Below are 21162 nucleotides of genomic sequence, written 5' to 3' on the forward strand. Positions count from 1 at the left end.
GCTACTAGCATTTTCGGCTGCGGAGCAGCCAGTGCGGCGCAAGGCCGCCCGCCCTCGTTCAACAACCGGCGTCGTTCACAGGCTGGCCGGCAAAATGCTGTTCAATCCATGCCTCGCACACGGCCCACAACTTGGGCGCGCCGCGCTGGATGGCCGGGCCATAGCGGGATGCCACCTGTTGCAGCGTGACCTTGTTTTCCGTCCAGGTACCGCCGCCGGTAAACACATTGATGAGCAGGGGCTGGAAACGGTCCAGCGCCTTGGCGAAGCGGGCGTCTTCCGTTTCTCCGGCTTCGAACTCCCGCCACAAGGCCAACAAGCCTTCGCCTTGCGCGGCCGGCAGCAGGCCGAACAGACGCTGTGCGGCAAGGGCTTCCTCCCTGGCCTGCGCCTCAACGCTGTGGCCGGCGTGGATGGGGAAATCGCCCACGTCGATTTCCACGATGTCGTGTATCAACAGCATGCGCAGCACGCGGTTGGCGTCCACCGAGGCAGCGGCGTAATCGCTCAGCAGCAAGGCGTACATGGCCAGGTGCCAAGAGTGTTCTGCCGAGTTTTCCTTGCGGCTTTGGTCCAGCAAGGGCGATTGCCGAACGACGGATTTCAGACGGTCGATTTCGCGGAGAAAACTCAACTGTTGCTGCAAGGCGGCAATGGGCATGGCAGGCGGCGCAAAAGGGGTAGGCGCTGATTATATCGACCTGGCGACAAGCAGGCCCGCCTCGTACCGCCATTATCAATTTATTTTTGAAATAAATTGCTTTTCTGTCTTGTTTTTCAAAACAGAATAATGGGCGATCATGGACACTCTGATTTTCAGCATTGACGGGATTAAAGGAAACCTCATGTCCGAACTCACTCTGATCGCCAATATCACCGCCAAAGCCGAGCAGATTGCGCTGGTGAAAGCCGAACTGCTAAAGCTGATCGACGTTACCCGCGCCGAGGCGGGTTGCCTGCAGTACGACCTGCATCAGGACAATGACGACGCCGCGCACTTCACCTTTGTAGAACGCTGGGCATCGCGCGAGCTGTGGCAGGCCCATATGCAGTCGCCGCATCTGCAGGATTACATGGCAGCCACCGACGGCGCGGTGGCGCTGTTTACGCTGAGCGAGCTGACGCGCGTCGCCTGATCCGCGCCAGCGCGGCAAGCATGCAAAAAGCGGCCAAAACAGCCGCTTTTTTTGTGGTGCGCACGCCGCTTCAGCCCGGCAGGTCGCGATAGAGTTCCGGGTCCAGCAAATCGCGCAGCGGCAGGCCTACAGCGTCAGCCAGGGCGCTCATGTTGTCGACTGAAATATTGCGTGCGCCTTTTGCCTGCGGGGCATGGCGCACCGCAAAAAGACCAAGCCCATGAGCAAGGCGCCGCGCAAACCCGCCCGGGCCGATCCGCGTTTTGCCCGCTTCATGCAGCAAGCCTGTCTGCCGGCGGATGGCTGACGCGCCCGCCTCATTGCCCTGCAACAGGCACTGGGCGACGCCCCCTTGCCCGAAGCGGCGCAGGCCTTGCAGCGCGCCGGCGACAGGCTGGAATCCCGGCTGACGGCGGTGCGGCTGCTGCTGAACGATAGCGGCAAGACGCTGGGGCAGGTCATGGCCATGCTGGAAAGTGCCGGCGTTGAAGACCTGATCCGGTTTGACCCCCAAATCATGCTGACCCACCTGCGCGAGCCGCTGCGCTGTGCACAAGAAGAGCTGCACCGCCTCTGAACGGCCGCCGGCAAGACAAAGCCCCCGGCCTTGCGGCGCGGGGGCTTGGCTGCTACCGGGTTGGCCGCAGCCTTCAGCGCCACAAGAAAAGGATAAACAGCGCCAGCAGGCCCAACTCCAGCGTCAGCACCACTGTGCTGACGATAAGGGATGACTTCCGGTCCACTTCAGCATTGCGCTTCATGTCCAGCATGCTGACTCTCCTTGGTGGGGCGGGACGCCCGATAAGCTGGGTGGACAAGCCGGCCGCGCCATGGGTTCCCGCCATCCGCGCTTCCCCATGACAAAGCCCCCGGCCTTGCGGCGCGGGGGCGCTTTACCGGGGGCTTGGCCATTGGCCAAAGGGCTGCCGCATCAGAACAGCTTGCTCAGCACAAAATACAGGCTGCCGGACAACAGCATGGCCATCGGCAGGGTCAGTACCCAGGCCATGGCCAGATTGCGCACCGTGGCCATTTGCAGGCCGGAACGATTGGCGGCCATGGTGCCGGCCACGCCGGAGGACAACACATGGGTGGTGGACACCGGCAGGCCGAAGGCATCCGCCGCGCCGATAGTGGCCATGGCCACCAGCTCGGCGGAAGCGCCCTGGGCATAGGTCAGATGACTCTTGCCAATTTTCTCGCCCACCGTCACCACAATGCGCTTCCAGCCCACCATGGTGCCCAGACCCAACGCAATGGCCACAGCCACTTTCACCCACAACGGAATGAACTTGGTGGCGGCGTCGATCTCGCTCTTGAAGGTTTTGAGATTGGCCTGAGTTGCCGGCGGCAGCGCGATGGTCTTGTCCTTGCCGATTGCATTGATGGCTTCGGACGCCAGATACATATCGTTGCGCACATTGGCCACGCTGGATTTGGGCAGCTTGTTCAGCGAACCATGCTGCGCCACTTGCTCGCGGATGCCGCCCACCACTTCGCCCAGCGCCGGCAGCAGGGCCGGGGTGGCCTGATGACTGCGGATGTAGTCGGTGAGCGTGGCGCGGGGGTTGGCCGAAGCCGGGCCTTGCGGCAGCGACTGCTGGGTCACCGTGGCCACGGCGACAAACTGGTTGGCCTGGCTGGCCGGCATGGCGTGGTTCAACGCGTAGGACATGGGCACGGTGCCCACCAGGATCAGCATGATCAGGCCCATGCCTTTCTGGCCATCGTTGGAGCCGTGCGCGAAGGACACGCCGGTACAGGTGAGCACCAGCAGGCTGCGCACCCACCACGGCGGCGGCTGCTGGCCCTTGGGGGCTTCATAGAGTTCGCGGTTTTTCACTACCTGCCGCAGCACGATCAACAACAAGGCGGCGCAAGCAAAGCCGATCAGCGGCGACAGCAGCAGCGAGTAGCCCACCTTGGCGGCTTGCGACCAGTCCACGCCGCTGGTGCCGTCGCGGCCGTGCATCAGCGCATTGGCGATGCCCACGCCGATGATGGAGCCGATCAGCGTATGCGAAGACGAGGCCGGCAGGCCCAGCCACCAGGTGCCCAGATTCCAGACAATGGCGGCCAGCAGCAGGGCAAACACCATGGCGAAGCCCGCGCCTGAGCCCACTTGCAGGATCAGCTCCACCGGCAGCAGCGAGATGATGCCGAACGCCACCGCGCCGCTGGAAAACAGCACCCCCAGAAAATTGAACACGCCGGACCACACCACAGCCACATGCGGCGGCAAGGAGTGGGTGTAGATCACGGTAGCCACCGCGTTGGCGGTGTCGTGGAAGCCGTTGACGAACTCGAAACCCAGCGCAATCAGCAAGGCCAGTCCCAGCAGCAGATAAGGCAGGTAGGAGGTCAGCTGGCTGGCGGCCAGATCCTGACGCAGATTGAGCACGCAAAACAGCAGGCCGGCAAACACCAGCAGCAGGAACAGACTGCGAAAGGCCGGGTGCGGCTTGCCCAGCCGGGGCAGAGTGGCGGTGGAGCTCATGGAAAACCTCGGGCATGGATAACAGTGGCCAGTCTCCGCCATGTTTATTAAAGATTTTTAATGGCTTTTTCGGCGCTTCGTTAAATATTGTAATTCCATGAGCATGTGCGATAAACCGTGTCAATCCGGCAACAAGACGCCTTGCTCGCGTCCTGCTTTCTCAGCTCGCCAGCACGGGCGGTTTGCACCGTAAAATGGTTGGCCATGCATTTTGGAAATCAGCCATGTCCGGTTTGTTGCAATCCCTTCGGCCAACCTTGCCCAGACTTTGTCTTGCTATTGGCCTAGTGTTTTCTTATGGCGTGGTGGAGGCCAAAACCCCGCCGCCGCGCGTCGAAGATGCGCAGTTGATTGAACAAGGCAGCTACATCAACAAAGACGGCCAGACCGTGCACAGCCCGGCCCATACCCGCAGCGGCAAGAAACCCGACGGCGCCAGCGCCCGCTGTCGCGACGGCAGCTACAGCTTCAGCACTCATCACCGCGGTACCTGCTCGCGTCACGGCGGCGTGGCCGAGTGGTATCGCTGACATGGATAGCCCGCTGCGCCTGCGACCGGCCGGGCCGGAAGACGAAGCCTTTTTGTTGGCCTTGCGCCGCGACACCATGAACGAGCACTTGCTGCGCGCGGGCGAAGCCACCGACGACGACAGCCACCTTGCGCGCCTGCGCCTCAATTACGCGCACGCCTGCGTGGTAGAGCTGCGTGGCCAGCCGGTGGGTTTGCTAAAACTGGTGCGCGAGGCCGGCCCGCGCGGCTGGTATCTGAACCAGATCCAGCTTCTGCCGGCGCTGCACGGGCAGGGACTGGGCGAAGCGCTGCTGCGCCAGGCAATGCGCGCAGCCGGCGCGGCCGGGGTGGGCTTGCATTTGAGCGTATTGCGCGGCAATCCTGCGCTGCGCCTTTATCAGCGCGAGGGGTTTGTGGAATACCGCTCAGACGAGCGCAACCACTATTTGCACTGGCCCGGCTCAACGTGAAAAACCGGGCCTCTGGTCGTCATGCGCCCGGATTCGTCAGCGCCTGCTCCACCTTCCAGGACAAGGGCAGCGTCAGCAGCAGCACCGCCGCCAGCGTCAACAGCGCGTCGGTCAGACCGACGCGGTCGCTCAATGCGCCAAACAACACGGGAGCAATGGCCCCCGCGCCGATGGTGACGGTATAGAAACGGGCAAAGCCGCGCTCGCGGCTTTCTTTGCCGGAGACTGCCGGCACGGTGCCGGCCAGCGCGGTGGAGGTGCCGTTGAGCACCAGCCCCAGCGGCGGCAACAACAGCCATAGCGCCCAGAGCGGCACAATCAGCGCCAGTGCGATCATCAAGGAGGTGGCGGTTTCGCTCAGCCACACCGTGCGCATCATGCCGATGCGCGCGCCCAGATAGCCGCAAGCCAGTTTGCCGAAGGCCCCGCCGACAAACAGCAGGGACAAAGCCAGGCCGATGGCGGCTTTGCCCGCGCCGTGCGCCTGCAACAAAAAAGGCAGGAAGGTCATGAAGCCGCTGCGCGCGGCGGTATCCAGAAAGCCGGTCAGCAACAGCGGCGTCAGGCCGCCGTGGGCGCCCCCCGCTTCCTTTGCGCTGCGCTTGGCGCCTTGTGCTGTCGGCGCGGCGTCCTTTGGCAGAAGCCAAGCCAGCAAGCCGGCGGCGGCCAAGCCCAGCGCGCCTGCGCCCAGCAGGCTGTAGCGCCAGCCCACATAGGCCAGCCCGATGCCGGTCAGCGCCGGTAACGCCATCTTGCCCACGTCGCCGGCAAAGTTGTAATGCGCCAGCGCCTGCCGCATGCGGGTTTCGTCCCGCTGGCTGTCCGCTACCAGCGCTGACGCCAGCGGGTGCTGGGTGCTTGCACCCAGGCCACCCAGCACCAGGGCCAGCAACAGGGTGTAGAGCCCCAGCGCCTGGGAGGCCAGCAAATAGGCGCAGCCGGTAAGCACGGTGCCGGCCAGCAGCAAGCGGCGACGGCCAAAGCGCAGCGCCAGCCGGCTCATGGTCAGCTGGCAACTGGCCATCGCGCCGGAGTACGCGCCGCGCAGCAAACCCACCACCGCGTAAGGCAGGAGAAATTGCTGCTGCCATACCGGCAACAGCACATAGACAAGATCGGTCAGGCCGTCGTGCACGGCATGGGCGACACTACCGGCCGCAACGGCGCTGCGGTCGCCATATGAAGCGGAAGACGGGCTTGGCATGGGAGGAGAAGAGGTGGCGATCAACAACCATGACACTGTGCTCGGGCGGCCGGACTGTCAAGCCGAAGGCCAGCCGGGGCAACGCTGGCCGGCGCGCGGGCTCAGCCCTTCGTCCAAGCTTCCTCGTCGCCGGTATCCACCTCAATTTCCAGACTGTCGTGCCGCCAGTATTCGATGTCGTAATCCACCACCCGGCCATGCTGGTCGTAGTTGAGGCGTTGCAGCAGCAGGGCCGGCAGGCCGGCGGTGGCGCCCAAGAGATTGGCCACGTGGTCCGGCAGGCTGGTGGGATGGAAGCGCAGCCGCATGCGGGCGTAGCGCAGATCGTAGCGGGTGGCGTAGAGATCGGTGAGGCTGCCGTTGAGATCCTGATCCAGCAAATCCGGCGCGCGTTCGGGCAGCACGATGTTTTCGCAGTAACACAGCGCGCGCTCATTGGCGAAACGCAGCCGCTTGAGCAGGTACACCTGATCAAAAGCCTTCAAGCCCAACACGTCCATGACGCCGGCCGGCACAGTCTGGCGGCCCTTCTCCAGCAATTGGGTGCGCGGCACGCCGCCCTGTTCGCTGACGATACGGTGGAAATTGGTGGTGACGGTGGGATTGAGCCGCAGCCTTGGCGGCGTGACGAACCAGCCGCGCCGTTCTTCGCGGTAAATCAGCCCACTGGACTCCAGTTGCACCAGCGCCTCGCGGATGGTGACGCGGGTGGTGTCGAAGCGTTCGCACAGCAGGCGCTCGGAGGCCAGGCGGTCGCCGGCGGCGAGGCCGCCTTCGCGAATCTGGCGCGCCAGTTCGTCCTTGATGCGCAGGTATTGCGGCTTGCCGGCGCTGTCGGCGAGAAGATGCAGGCTGTCGGTCATGGCAGTGTGTCTTTTGGTATACACCAAGATTATGCCGCAAAGGCAGTCGGCACGCGGGATTTTCTGGTATTGGCGAATGGTGGGCTTGTCGGTTTGATGAATTTTTTGTTGCACCTGCCGCTAAGGCTTTGACTGAGTGGTATGTGCAACGGAGAATGGCGGCAAATCTGGTATATACCAAGGAAACCGCCATGAGCCTGATCCCCGACGCCAAAACGCAAGACTATCTCCTGCTGACCCCCGGCCCGCTCAGCACCACCCGCAGCGTGCGGGCCGCCATGCTGTACGACAGCTGTACCTGGGACGACGATTACAACCTCGGCGTGGTGGAGCCGGTGCGCGCCGAGCTGGTGCGGCTGGCCGCGCCCAACGGCGGCGGCGACAACTACACCGTGGCCCTGCTGCAAGGCAGCGGCAGCTATGTGGTGGAAAGCGTGCTGGGCTCGGCGCTGGCCGGGCGCGACAAGCTGCTGATCGTCAACAACGGCGCTTACGGCTCGCGCATGGTGGAGATTGCCCGCGTACTGGGCTTGCATTATGTGGAGATGGATTGCGGCGAGACCTCGGCGCCCAATCTGGCCGCCATGGCGCGCCTGCTGGAAAGCGACGCCGGCATCAGTCATGTGGCGATGGTGCACTGTGAAACCACCACCGGCATGCTCAACCCGCTGGAGGAGGTGGCCGCGCTGTGCCGTCGCCACGGCCGGGAACTGATCGTGGACGCCATGAGCAGCTTCGGCGGCGTGCCGATGGATGTGCCGGCGCTGGGCGCGAGCTTTGTCATCAGTTCGGCCAACAAGTGCATCCAGGGCGTGCCCGGCTTCGGCTTCGTCATTGCCCGCCGCGACGCCATGGCGCGTTGCCAGGGCCGCGCCCGCTCGCTGGCGCTGGATCTGTACGCGCAATGGCACGCCATGGAAACCCAACACGGCAAATGGCGCTTCACCTCCCCTACCCATACCGTGCTGGCCTTTGCGCAAGCGCTGCGCGAACTGGATGCCGAGGGCGGCGTGGCCGCGCGCTATCAGCGTTATCGCCAGAATCAGCGCAAGCTGGTGAACGGCATGCGCGAGCTGGGCTTCGACACCTTGCTGCCGGATGCGCAGCACTCGCCGGTGATCACCGCGTTTCACTCCCCCAGCCATCCGGATTACCAATTCAAGCGCTTCTATCAGTTGCTGAAGGACAAGCGCTTTGTCATCTACCCAGGCAAGGTCTCGCGGGCGGATTGCTTCCGCATCGGCAATATCGGCGACGTATCGCCGGCGGATGTGGATCGTCTGCTCACGGCCATCGCCGCCTCCCGCTACTGGCTGCGGGACTGAGCCATGCGGCAGGACATTCACGGCGCGGGCCGCGCCGACAGCGAAGGCGACATCAACCAGAGTGCCGAACGGCAGGCCTGGCACGCCGGGCAAAACGACGACATCCGCCTGAGGCTGGCGGACGACGCCGGCGTGTTTCTGCATCAGGCGCTGTCCACACCCTGCCTGGACACGCTGGCAGGCGCGGAGGGCTGTTGGCTGATCAGCGAATCGGGCCGCCGCTATCTGGACTTTCACGGCAACAACGTACATCAACTGGGCCATGGCCACCCGCAGGTGGTGGCGCGGGTGAAGCAACAGCTGGAACAACTGCCTTTCGCGCCGCGCCGCTACACCCATGCCCTGGCGGTGGACTGCGCCCGGCGGCTGACCGCGCTGCTGCCGGACGAGCTGTCCCGGGTGCTGTTCGCCCCCGGCGGCACGGCCGCGGTGGGCATGGCCTTGAAACTGGCGCGCTTTGTCACCGGCAATCACAAGGTGGTAAGCCTGTGGGACAGCTTCCACGGCGCCTCGCTGGACGCCATCGGCGTAGGCGGCGAAGCCTGCTTTCGCAGCGGCATGGGCGCGCTGATGCCGGGCGTGGAACGCATCCCCCCGCCCACGCGCTATCGCGGCGTGTGGTATCGCGGCGATGGCGACGATCTGCACTACGCGGACTATCTGGAATACGTCATCGAGAAGGAAGGCGGCATCGGTGCCTTCATCGCCGAGCCCATCCGCAATACCGATGTGCAAATGCCCTCGGCGGCTTACTGGCAGCGCATCCGGCAAATTTGCGACCGCCACGGCGTGCTGCTGATTCTGGACGACATTCCCAACGGCCTTGGCCGCACTGGGCGCATGTTCAGCTTCGAGCATTTCGGCATCGAGCCCGACATCCTCTGCCTAGGCAAAGGCCTGGGCGGCGGCGTACTGCCTTTCGCCGCCATGATCGCCCGCGAACGCTACAACCAGGCGGCGGCCGTTTCACTGGGCCACTACACCCATGAGAAAAGCCCGCTGGGCTGCGCGGCGGCGCTGGCGGTGCTGGATGTGATCCGCGATGACAACCTGTTGGCCGAAACCCGCGCCAAGGGCGAATTCTTTGAAGCCCGCCTGCGGGCGCTGATGGCGCGCCACCCGCTGATAGGCCAGGTGCGCGGAGTGGGCCTGCTGTGGGCGGTGGAACTGGTGGCCAATCGCCAAAGCCGGCAACGCGCGCCACGCGCGGCCGAACGCGTGCTGTACGACTGCCTGCGCCACGGACTCAGCTTCAAGCTGGCGCAAGGCAATGTGATTCAACTTTCCCCACCGCTGGTCATCAGCCGCGAACAATTGCAACAGGCGCTGGACATTCTGGACGCGGCGCTCGGCCGCGTTTCCGCAGCGCTGCCCCTTGAGGACAACCCGACATGACACAAGCCCGCATTGAAGCCCTGATTCTGGACTGGGCCGGCACCGTAGTGGATTTCGGCTCTTTCGCCCCCACCGCCATCTTTGTGGAAGCATTCGCCCTCGCTTACGATTTTCCGCTCAGCATGGAGGAAGCGCGCGCGCCCATGGGACTGGGCAAGTGGGACCATATCGCCGCCATCGGCCAGCTGCCCGGCGTGGCGCCGCGCTGGCGGGCCCGCTTTGGCCACGATATGAGCCGCGAGCAAGTCGACCATCTCTATCACACCTTCATGCCGCTGCAGATTGCCGCCGTCACCCGCTTCGCCGAACCCATTCCCGGCGTGCTGCCCGTGTTGCGGCAGTTGCAAGCGCAAGGCCTGCGCATCGGTTCCTGCTCGGGCTATCCCCGCGCCGTGATGGAAGCGCTGGTTCCGGCCGCCGCCCAGTACGGTTACCAGCCGGACTGCTGGGTGGCCACCGACGACCTGCCCGCCGGCGGCCGGCCCGGCCCTTGGATGGCCCTGCAAAACGTGATTGCGCTGGGCATCGGCGCAGTGGCGCATTGCGTGAAGGTGGACGATGCCGCGCCCGGTATCGCCGAGGGGCGAAACGCCGGCATGTGGACGGTGGGCTTGTCGGTGTCCGGCAATGAATTCGGCGCCACGCTGGCGGCATTCCAGGCCATGTCGGCCGAAGCCGTCGCCGAACGCCGTCTGCCCGCCGAAGCCAAATTGCGCGCCGCCGGCGCGCACTATGTCATCGACACCCTGGCCGACATCCAGCCGGTGCTGGCCGATATCCAGCGCCGGCTGAACGCGGGCGAGCGTCCCTGAAGCAGCAATAGCGGAGACAAACCCGACGACGGGCGAAGGCGCGCAGGGCTGAATGCACGCGTACCCTGCGCCTGCCGGCAGGCTTAAGCCGCATCCGGGCCCTGCCGGGAGCGTGTCGCTGCGTTATAGTGGCGGCATGCTCTCTCCGGTGTCCGCCATGCGTTTTTCTCCCCTGCCCGCTCCCAGCCTGATCGATACCCACTGTCATCTGGATGCGCCGGAGTTTGCCGAACGGGTGGACGCCGTAGCCGCCGATGCGGCGGCGGCCGGGCTGGGTCAGCTGCTGGTGCCCTCGGTCAGCCGCGACAGCTTCGCCAGTACGCTGGCCATGCGCGAGCGCTTTGGCTGCTGGATTGCGCTAGGCTTGCACCCCATCTATATAAACCAGCATCTGGACGCGCATCTGGCGGAGCTGGAAACGCTGATCCGGCAGGAAACGCCACAGGCGGTGGGCGAAATCGGTCTGGATTTCTATGTGCCCGGCCTCGACGCGCAGCGGCAGGAATGGCTGTTTGCCGAACAGCTGAAACTGGCGCGCCGCTACGATCTGCCGGTCATCCTGCATGTGCGGCGCTCGCAAGACCGTATCCTTAAATACCTGCGGCAAATCCCGGTGCGCGGCGGCATCGCCCACGCCTTCAACGGCAGTCGCCAGCAGGCCGACATGTTCATCAAACTGGGTTTCAAACTGGGTTTTGGCGGGACGATGAGCTATAGCGGCTCGCGCCGCATCCGCGAACTGGCCGCCACCCTGCCCATTCAGCACATCGTGCTGGAAACGGACGCCCCTGATATCCCTCCGGAATGGGCCCAATCGCTTCATAATGTGCCCGCCAATCTGCCTAGACTGGCAAAAATACTGGCCGAACTGCGAAACATCGACTTAGATGAAATGACGCGGACACTCTGGCGCAACTCGTTGACGGCACTGGGCCTCGCGCCCTAGGCCGGACAGCTGCCCGTCCGGACGGCCACGCCCATCCATACCAAAAGCTTTACACATGCTGAACCGGACAAGACCGCCATCAAGACGGCATGCCGGGCTCAGGGGAACCTGTCGGGGGTAACGTGAAAAATCTGTCCATCGCAGCCCGTATCATCACGGGCTTTGTCCTGCTGCTTGCCGCCTTGCTGGTGGTGGGCGTCATCACACTGATTGGTCTTGGCAAGATCAATAGCCGCGTGGCCGATGTCTCGGCGCACGAATTGATGTTCTACAAATCCACCACCGAGCTTGAAGTACACATGGGCAATCTGCGGCGCTTCGAGAAAGACTACTTTCTCAACATCGCCAATGCGGACAAACGCCATGAATACATGGGCAAGTGGAAGGACACCTATGATAAGGCGCAAGCCACGGTAAAGAACCTGCAGGATGAGCTGGCGGGCGATACGGATACGCTGGTTTCGCTCAAAGAACCGGTGTCGAAACAGTCCGGCCTGCTGGCCGCCTACGCCGAGGGCTTCAATGCGGTGTCCGGCCAGATTGAAGGCGGCGCGCTCACCAGCTCGGCCGATGCCAACAATGCTTTCTCCAAGTACAAGGACAATGTGCATCAGATGGAGGACATGCTGGCCAAGATCGCCAAAACCTCCAATGACGCCGTAAACACCTTGAGCGACCAGATCAACGACACATCCAATGGCGTGCGCACTGCAGACCTATCCATCCTGGGCGCCGCGCTGCTGATCGGCATCGTCCTGTCCTGGTGGATTGTCGGCTCCATCCGCGGGCCGCTCAACGCCATGCGCGACAATAGCCATGAGTTGGCTGAAACCCGCAACCTCACCCGCCAATTGCCGGACTTCGGCAATAACGAGCTGGGCAGCGTGGGCCGGTCGCTGGACAATCTGGTGGGCACGGTACGCCAGCTGATCCAGGAATCGCACCAATGTTCGGCGCAGCTGGTCAGCGCAGCGGAAGAACTGAGCGAAGTCAGCGAGCAAGTGGCGCGCGCTTCCTCCATGCAGTCCGAAGCCGCCTCCAGCGGGGCCGCCGCCATCGAAGAGATGACGGTAAGCATCAACGTGGTGGCCGACAACACCCAGAGCGTGGAAGAACAAGCCCGCCACACCACGGCGGAAGCCAACAACAGCAGCCAGTTGGCCATCGAGGCCGCTGGCGAAATCCGCCAGATCGCCGGCAGCATTGCGGAGACCTCGCGCGTCATTGATCAGCTCAACCAGCGCTCCGGCGAGATCGGCGACATAGTCAAAGTAATTCGCGACATTGCCGACCAGACCAATCTGCTGGCGCTGAACGCCGCCATCGAAGCCGCCCGCGCCGGTGAGATGGGGCGCGGGTTTGCCGTAGTAGCCGACGAAGTGCGCAAGTTGGCCGAACGCACCAGCCAGGCCACTGCGGAAATCTCCTCGCGCATTTCCGGCGTGCAAACCGATACCCGCCAGGCCTATCAGAGCATGCAGGAAGCCAACTCCCGCATCGAAAACGGCGTCAGCAGCGCCGAGCAGGTGGCAGCGTCCTTGCAGCGTATCCGCGAACTGTCGCAAAGCTCGATGGACAAGATTGCCGACGTTGCGGACGCCATCAAGGAGCAAAGCCACGCCAGCCAGGATGTGGCGCGCAATGTGGAACAGATCGCCCAGATGAACGAAAGCACCAATCTGTCGGTGCAACAGTCCAGCGAGCTGGCGCGACAGCTGCAAAGCCTGTCCGCCGAACTGGACAACAGCCTCAACCGCTTCGTGGTGTAAGCGCTTTCAACACAGCGTCCGCGCTGTGCCGCCCCCATGAAAAAAGCCGCTCGATCGAGCGGCTTTCTTTTTCCCGGCCACGCTTAGTTGGCGGCGGAAGCATCCTTCTTCGCTTTTGCCTTGGCCGGCTTGGCGGGCTTCGCCGGCTTGGCGGCTACCGGTGCCGCGGCGGCTGCCGGGCTAGCTTCCGCGGAAGCGGCCACATACTGACGCGACTGGATGGTCTTCACATCCATCAGGGTCGGGGCTGCGTAAACGGTATCGCACGCGGCCTTGTCTTCTTCGGTCAGTACATCGTCGGCCTTGAAGTCGTCAACCGGCTTCAGCTTCAGGGTTTCCAGCAGGCGGCCGGAATTGGCCAGCACCGTAGCCTGGGCAATCTTCACATCGGCCTGGGCATTGATGTAGGCGTTTTGCGCGTCAAACAGTTCGTTCTCACTGTCCAGCACGTCCAGCAGCGTGCGCTGGCCGATGTCGAACTGTTTGCGATACGCATCGCGAGCCTTCTCGGTGGACAGCTGATGCTGACGCAGCGATTCCAGCTGGCCGCCCAGCTTCACCACATTGTTGTTGGCGATGCTGAGGTTCTGACGCATGTCGCGGCAAGCCTTGTCGCGCAAATCCTTGCTGGCGTTCAGCTGCTCGGCGGCCGCGCCCAGGCGGGCACGGTCGGCGCCGCCGCGGAACAGGTTCATGTTGAACACCACCGCTACGCTGGAAAGATTGGTGCGGCCGGCGTAACCATCGTAATTGCGGTCATAGGTCTTGCTGGCCTGCAGGTCCAGCGTCGGCGAAAACGCGCCGCGGCGTACGTTCACCAGCGAATTGGACGAGCGCACCTGAGCCACGCTGGACAGGAAAGCCGGATTGCGCGGCAGCGCATCGCGAATCAGGCCGTTGCCTTGCGGCAAGGCGGACTTGAAATCGGGCACATCGCTCAGCTGCGCCGGCGGCTGCGCGCCAGTCAGGCGGACGAAACGCGCGCTGACATCGTGCAGATTGGAAGTCTGGGTGATCAGATTGGTCTCGGCCAGCGCCAGACGACCGGAAGCCTGCTCCAGGTCGACGCGGCGGCCAACGCCGGCTTGCACTTTCTGGGAGATCTGATCGTAGATGCCCTTGTGCACGGCGTAGTTTTCCTGGGCGCTGTCCACCAGCTGGCGATAGCGCAGTACATCCTGATAAGCCTGAACGGTTTGCAGACCGATGCTTTCGCTGGCGTCCAGCATGTCGAAGTAGCGAGCTTGCTCGTCATAACCCAGCTGCTTCACGGTGTTGTAGGTCTGCAGACCGCGGAACAGGTTCTGGTTGAGGCCGACGGTCCAGCCGCGGGTGGTGTAACGCTGGTCGGCAGGCGCGCCGGCGTTGTCGGGATAATCGTAGCGCTGGCGGTTGGCCTGGTAGGAAACGTCCACGGTCGGCATGAAGTCCGCCCGGCCTTCACCCACCGTGGCGCCGGCAGCGCGGAACTGGTGCAGCTTGTAAAGGACTTCAGGATTATTCTGAATGGCGGCCTGTACTACACTGACAACGTCAGCGGCATGAACAGGCAGGGCCACGGAGGCTGTCAAACTGGCCAATGCCAGATTGACAGACAAAATAATGGATTTGCGCGAAGTTCTCATTAATACTGCCCCATGAATAATTAAGTGGTTATTTTTAATATAAAACTTAAAACAAAAACAACCAATGTTCTAAATTTGAGGCGATTATACACAGCGAATACTGGTCTTTCGATATATTTTTCTTTGATTCAAAGCAAAGCAGATGACAAATTGTTGTGTCTTCCCTACATGCGAGCATGACACGCCCCAAAACACGGATCGCGATGCAAAACGGCACGGATTAATGCCATTGGCAATTCGCGCTCTGCTTTTGCTGGGTCTCTGGCTGTCCTGCCTGGTGGTGACCGGCAGCAGTCTGCCTAGCGAACAGACGGTGGCGCGGTACGGCCCCAATGCACAACGGTTGTTTCGAGACTGGCAGGCCATGCTGAACAACCAGGCAAGCAACCCGGAAACCCAGCGTCTGAAAGAGGTCAACGAGTTTTTCAATCGCCGCATCACCTACGCGGAAAACAGCGCGGTGTGGCGGCAGGAAGACTACTGGGCCACCCCGCTGGAAACCTTCGGCAAGGGCATGGCCGACTGCAAGGGCTTTGTCATCGCCAAGTACGTGTCCCTGCGCTTGTCCGGCGTTGCACCGGACAAAATCCGGCTGACCTACGTCAAGGCCCGCATCGGCGGGCCCTCCAGCAATGTGACGCAAGCGCACATGGTGCTGGCATACTATCCCACGCCCACCACGGAGCCGCTGATTCTGGACAATCTGATCACCAGCATCCAGCCGGCCTCGCAACGCAGCGATCTGATTCCCGTATTCAGCTTCAATATGGAAAGCATCTGGGTGGGCGGCACCCAGAACAGCAACGTCAGCCGGCTGACCCGCTGGAAACAGCTGCTGGACAAACTCAAGGCGGAAGGATTCTCTTTCTGAGAGCGCGATCGTGACCACAAACAAACTATCTCTCGTACAACGGCTGTGGCTGCTGCTGCTGCTGCTGGTCAGCTTGTCCATCGGCGGCGCGCTGATCGCCAATCTGCTCAACGCGCGCGGTTATCTGGAGCAACAGCTGACGGCGCAAAGCGCGGATACCGCCAACTCGCTGGCCTTGATGCTCACCCAGTACAAGGCCGACCCAGTCATGGCGCAAACCTTGCTGAACGCCGCCTTCGATCAGGGCCACTTCGCGGAAATTCGCTGGGAAGGCGCACCGGGCAATGAGTCCATCCGCCTGCGCAATCAAAGCCAGCTGGAAGACACCCCCGCCTGGTTCCATCGGCTGCTGCCGCTGGCCCCGCAAGCCGGCATGGCTCAGGTCAGCAATGGCTGGCTGCAAGCCGGCCGCATCGTGGTGGTGGCCCATCTAGGCTATGCCTACAACTCGCTGTGGCTGGGTGCGCTGCAAACCGTGCTGTGGCTGGCGGGCATCGGCCTGTTTGCCGGCTTGCTGGGCTTTTTCGACATCCGGCAGCTTCGTCGCCAGCTGGGCGCGGTTGTCGGCCAGGCGCACGCCATCAGCGAACAGCGCTTCATGCGCATCCCGGTGCCGGGCATTCCCGAGTTGGCCGAAGTGGCGCGCGCCATGAACCACATGGTGGAAAGGCTACAGAACTATCTGGCGGGACTGCGCGAAGAAGTGGACAAATTGCGCCGCGACGTGTTGACCGACAGCAGCACCGGCCTGCCCAACCGCGATGCCTTCGACCAACGTTTTTCCAGCCTGCTTGAACCGCAGGAAGACCCCATCGCCGGCCAGTTGCTGCTGATCCGCGTGGCCGGGCTGGCGGAGCTGAACCAGCGCCTGGGCGGCCGCAAGACCGACGCGCTGCTCAAGCGCCTGGCGGATGATCTCTCGGTGTATTGCCAGAACCATCAGGGCTGGATGGCCACCCGCCTGCGCGGCGCGGACTTCGCCCTGCTCTGCCCTGAACTGGTGCCGGCCGACGCCGCCACCCTGGCCGATGAGCTGTGCGGCCTGTGGCCCATCTATTGGGCGATGGAGCTGACCGACCAACCCGGCGTGGGCCACATCGGCATTACCTCTTTCCAGACCGGCGACACCATCGGCAAGGTGCTGGGCCGCGCCAACAATGTGCTGACCCTGGCCGAAGCCCAGCCCATCAACAGCTGGAAGATGGACGACGGCACCACGGCCGCCATTGCCCAGTCTTCCGATCTGGACTGGCGCCGGCTGATCGAGTCTTCCTGCGCGGACGACTCACTGCAGCTGCGCTGGTATCCGGTGTGCCGCGCCAATGGCGAACCGCTGTGGAATGAAGGCATGTTGTTCCGCCCGGCCAGCGGCGATATCCCGCAAATGAGCGCATTGCGGCTGATTTCCCACGCGCTGCGGCTGGGACTGGTTCACAAGCTGGACATCAACACCCTGTCGCTGGCCTTGCAGCACGGCCCGGGCGGCGTGCTGGCGGTGAATATGTCGCCGGCTTCGCTGCAGCACCCGGATTTCCTGCCCGCCATCCTGCAGCTGCTGAAAGCCAACCCGGAGCGCACTGTCCATTTCGAATTCCACGAAACCGGGCTGGACGAACACTGGGAAGCCTTCATCGCTTTCAGCCGCGCCGTCCGCCCGTCCGGCCATCGCGTGGCGGTGGAAATCCAGGGCCACAACATGACGCTGGTGGCGCGCACCCACGAAGCCAGCATCGCCTATCTGGTGCTGGACAACACCCTCACGCAGGGCGTCCACACCGACAGCGGTCGCACCGCGCTGTTGCGCGGCCTGCTGCAGATGGCCTCCCTGATGGGCGTGCAACTGGAAGCCAAGGGCATCAACAACCGGGAAGACGCCGACACGCTGATCGAGCTTGGCGTGCATTGCCTCACCGGCCCGGCCATCGGCTAAGCCTTCCCCCTTGCCCCAAAACCCCGGCTTGCCATACTGCCGGGGTTTTCTTTTGTCCTCTCCGCGCGCTCGCGTGACTGTGTTCCCCCCGCATCAATGAGTGCTGCCATTGCGGCAGCCTGCCCCATCTTCTTGCCGGACAATAAAAAACCGGCCTCTTGCGAGGCCGGTTGTAAGCGTTTGCCGAAGCGCTATCAGTCCGTGATCAACTTGTTGTTGGTCAGCAGGTTCTGAATGATCTGCGTATCCGTCAGCGTAGCGCCACCGCTGTGGGTCAGATCAACGCCTTGCAGGACAATCTGCTGGGTTTCACTGCTGCCTACCGTACCGGTTTCGCTGACATGCACCACCGTGCTGGTCACCCCGCCGGAAGTGGTGGTGGTGAAATGCAGGTAGTTGGTCAGGTTGGCCGAACTGCCGGTAGCGTGCTCGCCTTGCAGTAGGTCGCGCAGATCCAGCACATCGCCGCCGCTAGCCTTGGACGCCGTGTTGAAGTTGATGATGGTGTCCACTGCCGGCTTGCTCGTCGTGCCCTGATCGCCCAACACCCACTTGAAGGTATCCACACCGGTGCCGCCCGTCATGGTGTCGTTGCCCGCGCCGCCTTGCAGCAGGGTAGCGCCTGCACCGCCATACAGGTAGTCGGTGCCCGAGGCGCCGTGCACTTCATTGCCGTTGGCTACGGTGAAGGTCACCGGCACCGTCGACGAAGTCGCGGTATTGCCGTTGGTTTCCGTCGCAGTGACCGTGGCGTTGAAGGTGACCTGGCCATGGTAGTTGCCCGACAGTTGCAAGGAACCGCTTTGCAGGTCGCTCAGGCTCAGGCCGCTTACCGACAGGTTGCCGGAAGCATCCGGTGTGTAGGTGGTACCGTGCAGCACCAGACTTGGTGCGCCCTCAGCGGTAGTCAGGCCGCTGATGTTCAGCGTCAGGGTCTCGGCGCTGACAGCCACCGGGTGAGAAGCGGTCAACAAGTTGGACAAACCAATCGTGGTCAACCCGCTGCTGTCCGCCGCCTGGAAACCGCCCTGCGTCAGCACGATATTGTCCACCATCGCGCCGCGACCGCTTGGATCAACCGCTGCAGCCGGGGTATCCGTCAGGATGGTGATGGTCTGCGTACCGCCGCTGCCCGTGAAGTTGAACGAGATATTGTGCCAATCCAGCGTGCTGCCGGAGGTGGCGGAATACTCGGCCACCAGTTTGCCATCCACCAACACGCCGATCTTGTTCACGTCAGAGGAATACCCCGGACGACCAGCGTAATCCAGACTCAGCGTGTACTGCGCGCCGGCCACGGTAGTGACGTCGCGCGTGATGCCCAGCGTCTGGATGATGTTGCTGGTGGAGTTGTTCAGCTCCAGCCAGTTCGAACCGCCAGTGCTGGAGGCACTCGGCGTAAACGAAGAGCCGTCCGCGCGCGTCATGGTGTCCGAGCTGGTCCAGATTTCAAAACCGTTGATACCGCCAGGCGCAACATCATTGGTAGTCACCAGCTTCCAGCCGTCCGAAGGCGTATTGACATTGGTGTTCTGGCTCACGCTTTCCCAAGTGGTATTGAACAGCTGGGTGGCGACGATATTGGAAACCAGGTTCACCGTCGGCAAGGTGGTATCCACGCCAAGGGCATGGGTTGCCTGCGTGGCGGCATTGCCGGCCAAATCGGACACATTGGCGGTAACGGTGTAGTTGCCGTCAGCCAGCGCGGCCACGTTGGCCGCCGGCACGTTCAGCGTCCAGGCGTTGTTGGTGACCGTGGCGCTGTAATGCACGCCGCCCAGCACCACATCCACCACTTGGTTGTTTTCCACGCCGGAAGTCGTACCGTTGATGGTCAGCTGCTGATTGTGTTCAACCGCGTTGATCACATCATCGGTGGACAGATGCGCGGCAATCGCGATGGTCGGGGCTACCGTGTCCACAGCCAGCGGATGCGTGGCCTGGGCTGCCGGGTTGCCGGCCTTGTCGCTGACATTGGCAGTAACGGTGTAATTGCCGTCCGCCAGTGCGCCTACCGCCGTGGCGGGCACGGACAGGCTCCATGCATTGCCGGTGACCGTGGCGCTGTAATGCACCCCGCCCAGCACGACATCCACCTTCTGACCGTCTTCCACACCGGTGGTCGTGCCATTGATGGTGAGCGCCTGATTGTGTTCGGCCGCGTTGATGATGTCGTCGCCTGCCAGCTTGCCAGTGAAGGCCACGGTCGGCGCAGTGATGTCTTCCAGCGCAGAGGCCGACTTGCTGCCGGACACATTGCCGAAATTGTCGGTCTGGGTGGCAGTCACGCTCACAGACTTGGCATCGCCCGGCGCGCCCATCGTCAGCACTACCTGGCCGGTAGTGCTGCTGTAGCTTGCAGTAACGCCATTGGCCTGACCGGTGATGGAGCCATCCTTGTTCACCTGCAGCGTCGTGGTCACGCCCGCATCCACCACCACGATATTGGCGCTGCCGCCAGCGCTGATCACGGACGGGTCAAGCTGCACGGTGGACGACACCTTGTTGCCGGCGGCGGTCAGTTCGGCGCTGTTGAGGTAGCCGTTCTGATCGCCGTCCGTGGTGATCAGCACCGGCGGCGCGGACGGCAGGTGGTAGCTGTTGCTGCCCGGCAGCGACACATTGCCGGCCGCATCCAGCACGGTGGCGGTCACAGTCAGGTTGGTGCCTACCGCCGGTGTGCTTACCGGCAGATAGATCACGCCGTTCTGATAGGCGTACACGGTGGTGCCGGCGGCATCCACCAGATTGCTGCCGCTCAGATGCAGGGTGACATCCGTGCCGCTGCTGGAAGTGATATGCACCTTGCCGCCGTTGTTCAGGTCGGTCTGATCCTGCGCATCCAGCGTCACCGTGGCGGTTACCGTATTGGCGGTCACCGTGTTGATCGGCGTGGCTGTGGAGCTGCCGGACGGCGTCAGGCTGGCCTTGAAGGTGGCTACGCCGCCCTGATCCCAGTACACCACCTGGATGGTGTGCAGGTTGCCGGCCGTTGCCGACAGGTTCAGCGTGTAGGTTGCCGTCGCGGCCGGGTGGTTGCTGTTGTCGGTCACGGGCTGGCCGTCCACCAGAATCTGGTAGCCGTCATCCGCCGTCACCGTCAGGGTATACGTCCCTGCCGCAGCGCTGAAAGCACCGTTCATCTTCAGGATGGCCTGATTGTACGAAGTGCTCTGCGAACCGCCGGCAAACTGCAGATTGCTGGCGTTGCCGCCCAGGAAGGTGGACAGGTTGCCGATGGAACCCAGGTTGTTGGATACCGTATTGAAGTTCAGCGTTTGCGCCACAAACGTGGCCGTCGGCGTACCGTTCTGAATATCCTTCAGCACTTCGGCCAACGGCGTACCGCCCTGAATAGCCGTGTCATTCAGCGCATAGTAGGCGCCGGAGAGACCCGTACTCAGGAAGTTCACCACCGGCGCGTCCGGCGCCGTCGCATCCTTGCTGTCGTTGGCGATGGCCGACGCCGGGTTGCCGGCCTTGTCGGTCACGTTGGCGGTCACCGTGATGTTGCCGTCCTTCAGGCCGCCCAGGTTGGCCGAAGAGGCCGTCCAGTTGCCGTTGGCGTCAACATTGGCGGTGGTGCTTACCTTCGCGCCGGTGCTGTCGGTGAAGGTCACCGTCACTTGCTGGTTCTGCTCGACACCGGTGGTGCTGCCGCTCACCACCACGCCGGCGGTGACTTCAGCCAGGTTGTACACGCTGTCGCCGTGCGAGCCGTCGTTGCCGATGGCGATGGTCGGAGCGGTCGCGTCCTTGCTGTCGTTGGCGATGGCCGACGCCGGGTTGCCGGCCTTGTCGGTCACGT

Annotated in this window: 19 protein-coding genes; 11 read left to right on the forward strand and 8 right to left on the reverse strand. The window is 63.1% G+C overall.

Annotation, left to right across the window (positions count from 1 at the left end):
• Nucleotides 1-58 precede the first annotated feature (58 nt).
• Complete coding sequence (locus tag Q0P52_RS17855; protein ID WP_293765899.1) at nt 59-661, reverse strand: HD domain-containing protein; 603 nt, start codon at nt 659-661, stop codon at nt 59-61.
• 184 nt (nt 662-845) lie between these two features.
• On the opposite strand from Q0P52_RS17855, the gene Q0P52_RS17860 reads away from it, so the two are divergent.
• Nucleotides 846-1136 carry a putative quinol monooxygenase gene (locus Q0P52_RS17860; protein ID WP_293765898.1) on the forward strand — a complete coding sequence of 97 codons (291 nt, stop codon included), beginning with the start codon at nt 846-848 and terminating at the stop codon, nt 1134-1136.
• A gap of 70 nt (nt 1137-1206) precedes the next feature.
• Here the strand turns inward: Q0P52_RS17860 and Q0P52_RS17865 are convergent, their stop codons facing one another.
• Nucleotides 1207-1419, reverse strand: a complete 213-nt coding sequence (locus Q0P52_RS17865; protein ID WP_293765897.1) for a hypothetical protein — start codon at nt 1417-1419, stop codon at nt 1207-1209.
• Between the two features lie 69 nt (nt 1420-1488).
• Between Q0P52_RS17865 and Q0P52_RS17870 the strand changes: the two genes are divergently transcribed.
• On the forward strand, nt 1489-1713 hold the full coding sequence (locus Q0P52_RS17870; protein ID WP_293765896.1) for a hypothetical protein: 225 nt from the start codon (nt 1489-1491) through the stop codon (nt 1711-1713).
• A 73-nt stretch (nt 1714-1786) separates the two neighbouring features.
• Here the strand turns inward: Q0P52_RS17870 and Q0P52_RS17875 are convergent, their stop codons facing one another.
• Both Q0P52_RS17875 and Q0P52_RS17880 read right to left on the reverse strand, forming a co-directional pair.
• A complete protein-coding gene (locus tag Q0P52_RS17875; RefSeq protein ID WP_293813784.1) occupies nt 1787-1981 on the reverse strand; it encodes a hypothetical protein in 195 nt (64 codons plus the stop codon).
• An 86-nt stretch (nt 1982-2067) separates the two neighbouring features.
• The gene (locus Q0P52_RS17880; protein ID WP_293765895.1) at nt 2068-3633 is read right to left on the reverse strand and encodes an inorganic phosphate transporter; all 1566 of its coding nucleotides are present in this window, start codon (nt 3631-3633) and stop codon (nt 2068-2070) included.
• Between the two features lie 224 nt (nt 3634-3857).
• Between Q0P52_RS17880 and Q0P52_RS17885 the strand changes: the two genes are divergently transcribed.
• Both Q0P52_RS17885 and Q0P52_RS17890 read left to right on the forward strand, forming a co-directional pair.
• On the forward strand, nt 3858-4163 hold the full coding sequence (locus Q0P52_RS17885) for a DUF3761 domain-containing protein (protein WP_293813785.1): 306 nt from the start codon (nt 3858-3860) through the stop codon (nt 4161-4163).
• A gap of 1 nt (nt 4164) precedes the next feature.
• Complete coding sequence (locus Q0P52_RS17890) at nt 4165-4614, forward strand: GNAT family N-acetyltransferase (RefSeq protein ID WP_293765893.1); 450 nt, start codon at nt 4165-4167, stop codon at nt 4612-4614.
• A 19-nt stretch (nt 4615-4633) separates the two neighbouring features.
• On the opposite strand, the gene Q0P52_RS17895 is transcribed toward Q0P52_RS17890, so the two are convergent.
• Both Q0P52_RS17895 and phnR read right to left on the reverse strand, forming a co-directional pair.
• Entirely contained in the window at nt 4634-5854 is a 1221-nt protein-coding gene (locus Q0P52_RS17895) for an MFS transporter (RefSeq protein ID WP_293813786.1), read from the reverse strand.
• A 65-nt stretch (nt 5855-5919) separates the two neighbouring features.
• Nucleotides 5920-6681 carry a phosphonate utilization transcriptional regulator PhnR gene (phnR, locus tag Q0P52_RS17900; RefSeq protein WP_293765891.1) on the reverse strand — a complete coding sequence of 254 codons (762 nt, stop codon included), beginning with the start codon at nt 6679-6681 and terminating at the stop codon, nt 5920-5922.
• 191 nt (nt 6682-6872) lie between these two features.
• Here phnR and phnW point away from each other — a divergent pair, with 191 nt between their 5' ends.
• The 5 genes from phnW (at nt 6873) to Q0P52_RS17925 (ending at nt 12928) form a co-directional block, all read left to right on the forward strand.
• Nucleotides 6873-8006 (forward strand): 2-aminoethylphosphonate--pyruvate transaminase, encoded by a 1134-nt coding sequence (phnW, locus tag Q0P52_RS17905; protein ID WP_293765890.1) that lies wholly within the window; start codon nt 6873-6875, stop codon nt 8004-8006.
• Between the two features lie 3 nt (nt 8007-8009).
• Nucleotides 8010-9401 carry an aspartate aminotransferase family protein gene (locus Q0P52_RS17910; RefSeq protein ID WP_293765889.1) on the forward strand — a complete coding sequence of 464 codons (1392 nt, stop codon included), beginning with the start codon at nt 8010-8012 and terminating at the stop codon, nt 9399-9401.
• Complete coding sequence (gene phnX, locus Q0P52_RS17915) at nt 9398-10213, forward strand: phosphonoacetaldehyde hydrolase (protein ID WP_293765888.1); 816 nt, start codon at nt 9398-9400, stop codon at nt 10211-10213. Before Q0P52_RS17910 ends, phnX begins: the two co-directional genes overlap by 4 nt.
• 157 nt (nt 10214-10370) lie before the next feature.
• Complete coding sequence (locus tag Q0P52_RS17920; RefSeq protein WP_293813787.1) at nt 10371-11159, forward strand: TatD family hydrolase; 789 nt, start codon at nt 10371-10373, stop codon at nt 11157-11159.
• Nucleotides 11160-11281: 122 nt separating this feature from the next.
• Nucleotides 11282-12928, forward strand: coding sequence for a methyl-accepting chemotaxis protein (locus Q0P52_RS17925; RefSeq protein WP_293765886.1), 1647 nt, complete (start codon nt 11282-11284; stop codon nt 12926-12928).
• A gap of 83 nt (nt 12929-13011) precedes the next feature.
• On the opposite strand, the gene Q0P52_RS17930 is transcribed toward Q0P52_RS17925, so the two are convergent.
• Nucleotides 13012-14487: a TolC family outer membrane protein gene (locus tag Q0P52_RS17930; RefSeq protein WP_293765885.1), complete on the reverse strand. Its 1476-nt coding sequence runs from the start codon at nt 14485-14487 to the stop codon at nt 13012-13014.
• Nucleotides 14488-14782: 295 nt separating this feature from the next.
• Here Q0P52_RS17930 and Q0P52_RS17935 point away from each other — a divergent pair, with 295 nt between their 5' ends.
• Together Q0P52_RS17935 and Q0P52_RS17940 are read left to right on the forward strand one after the other, a co-directional pair.
• On the forward strand, nt 14783-15424 hold the full coding sequence (locus Q0P52_RS17935) for a transglutaminase-like cysteine peptidase (RefSeq protein ID WP_293765884.1): 642 nt from the start codon (nt 14783-14785) through the stop codon (nt 15422-15424).
• Nucleotides 15425-15434: 10 nt separating this feature from the next.
• Nucleotides 15435-17354 (forward strand): LapD/MoxY N-terminal periplasmic domain-containing protein, encoded by a 1920-nt coding sequence (locus Q0P52_RS17940; RefSeq protein WP_293765883.1) that lies wholly within the window; start codon nt 15435-15437, stop codon nt 17352-17354.
• A gap of 194 nt (nt 17355-17548) precedes the next feature.
• Here Q0P52_RS17940 and Q0P52_RS17945 read toward each other — a convergent pair.
• Nucleotides 17549-21162 (reverse strand): Ig-like domain-containing protein (locus tag Q0P52_RS17945; protein ID WP_293813788.1); only part of this gene is annotated, 3614 nt, incomplete at its 5' end.

The organism is uncultured Aquitalea sp. (assembly GCF_945957525.1).
GTDB lineage: Bacteria > Pseudomonadota > Gammaproteobacteria > Burkholderiales > Chromobacteriaceae > Aquitalea.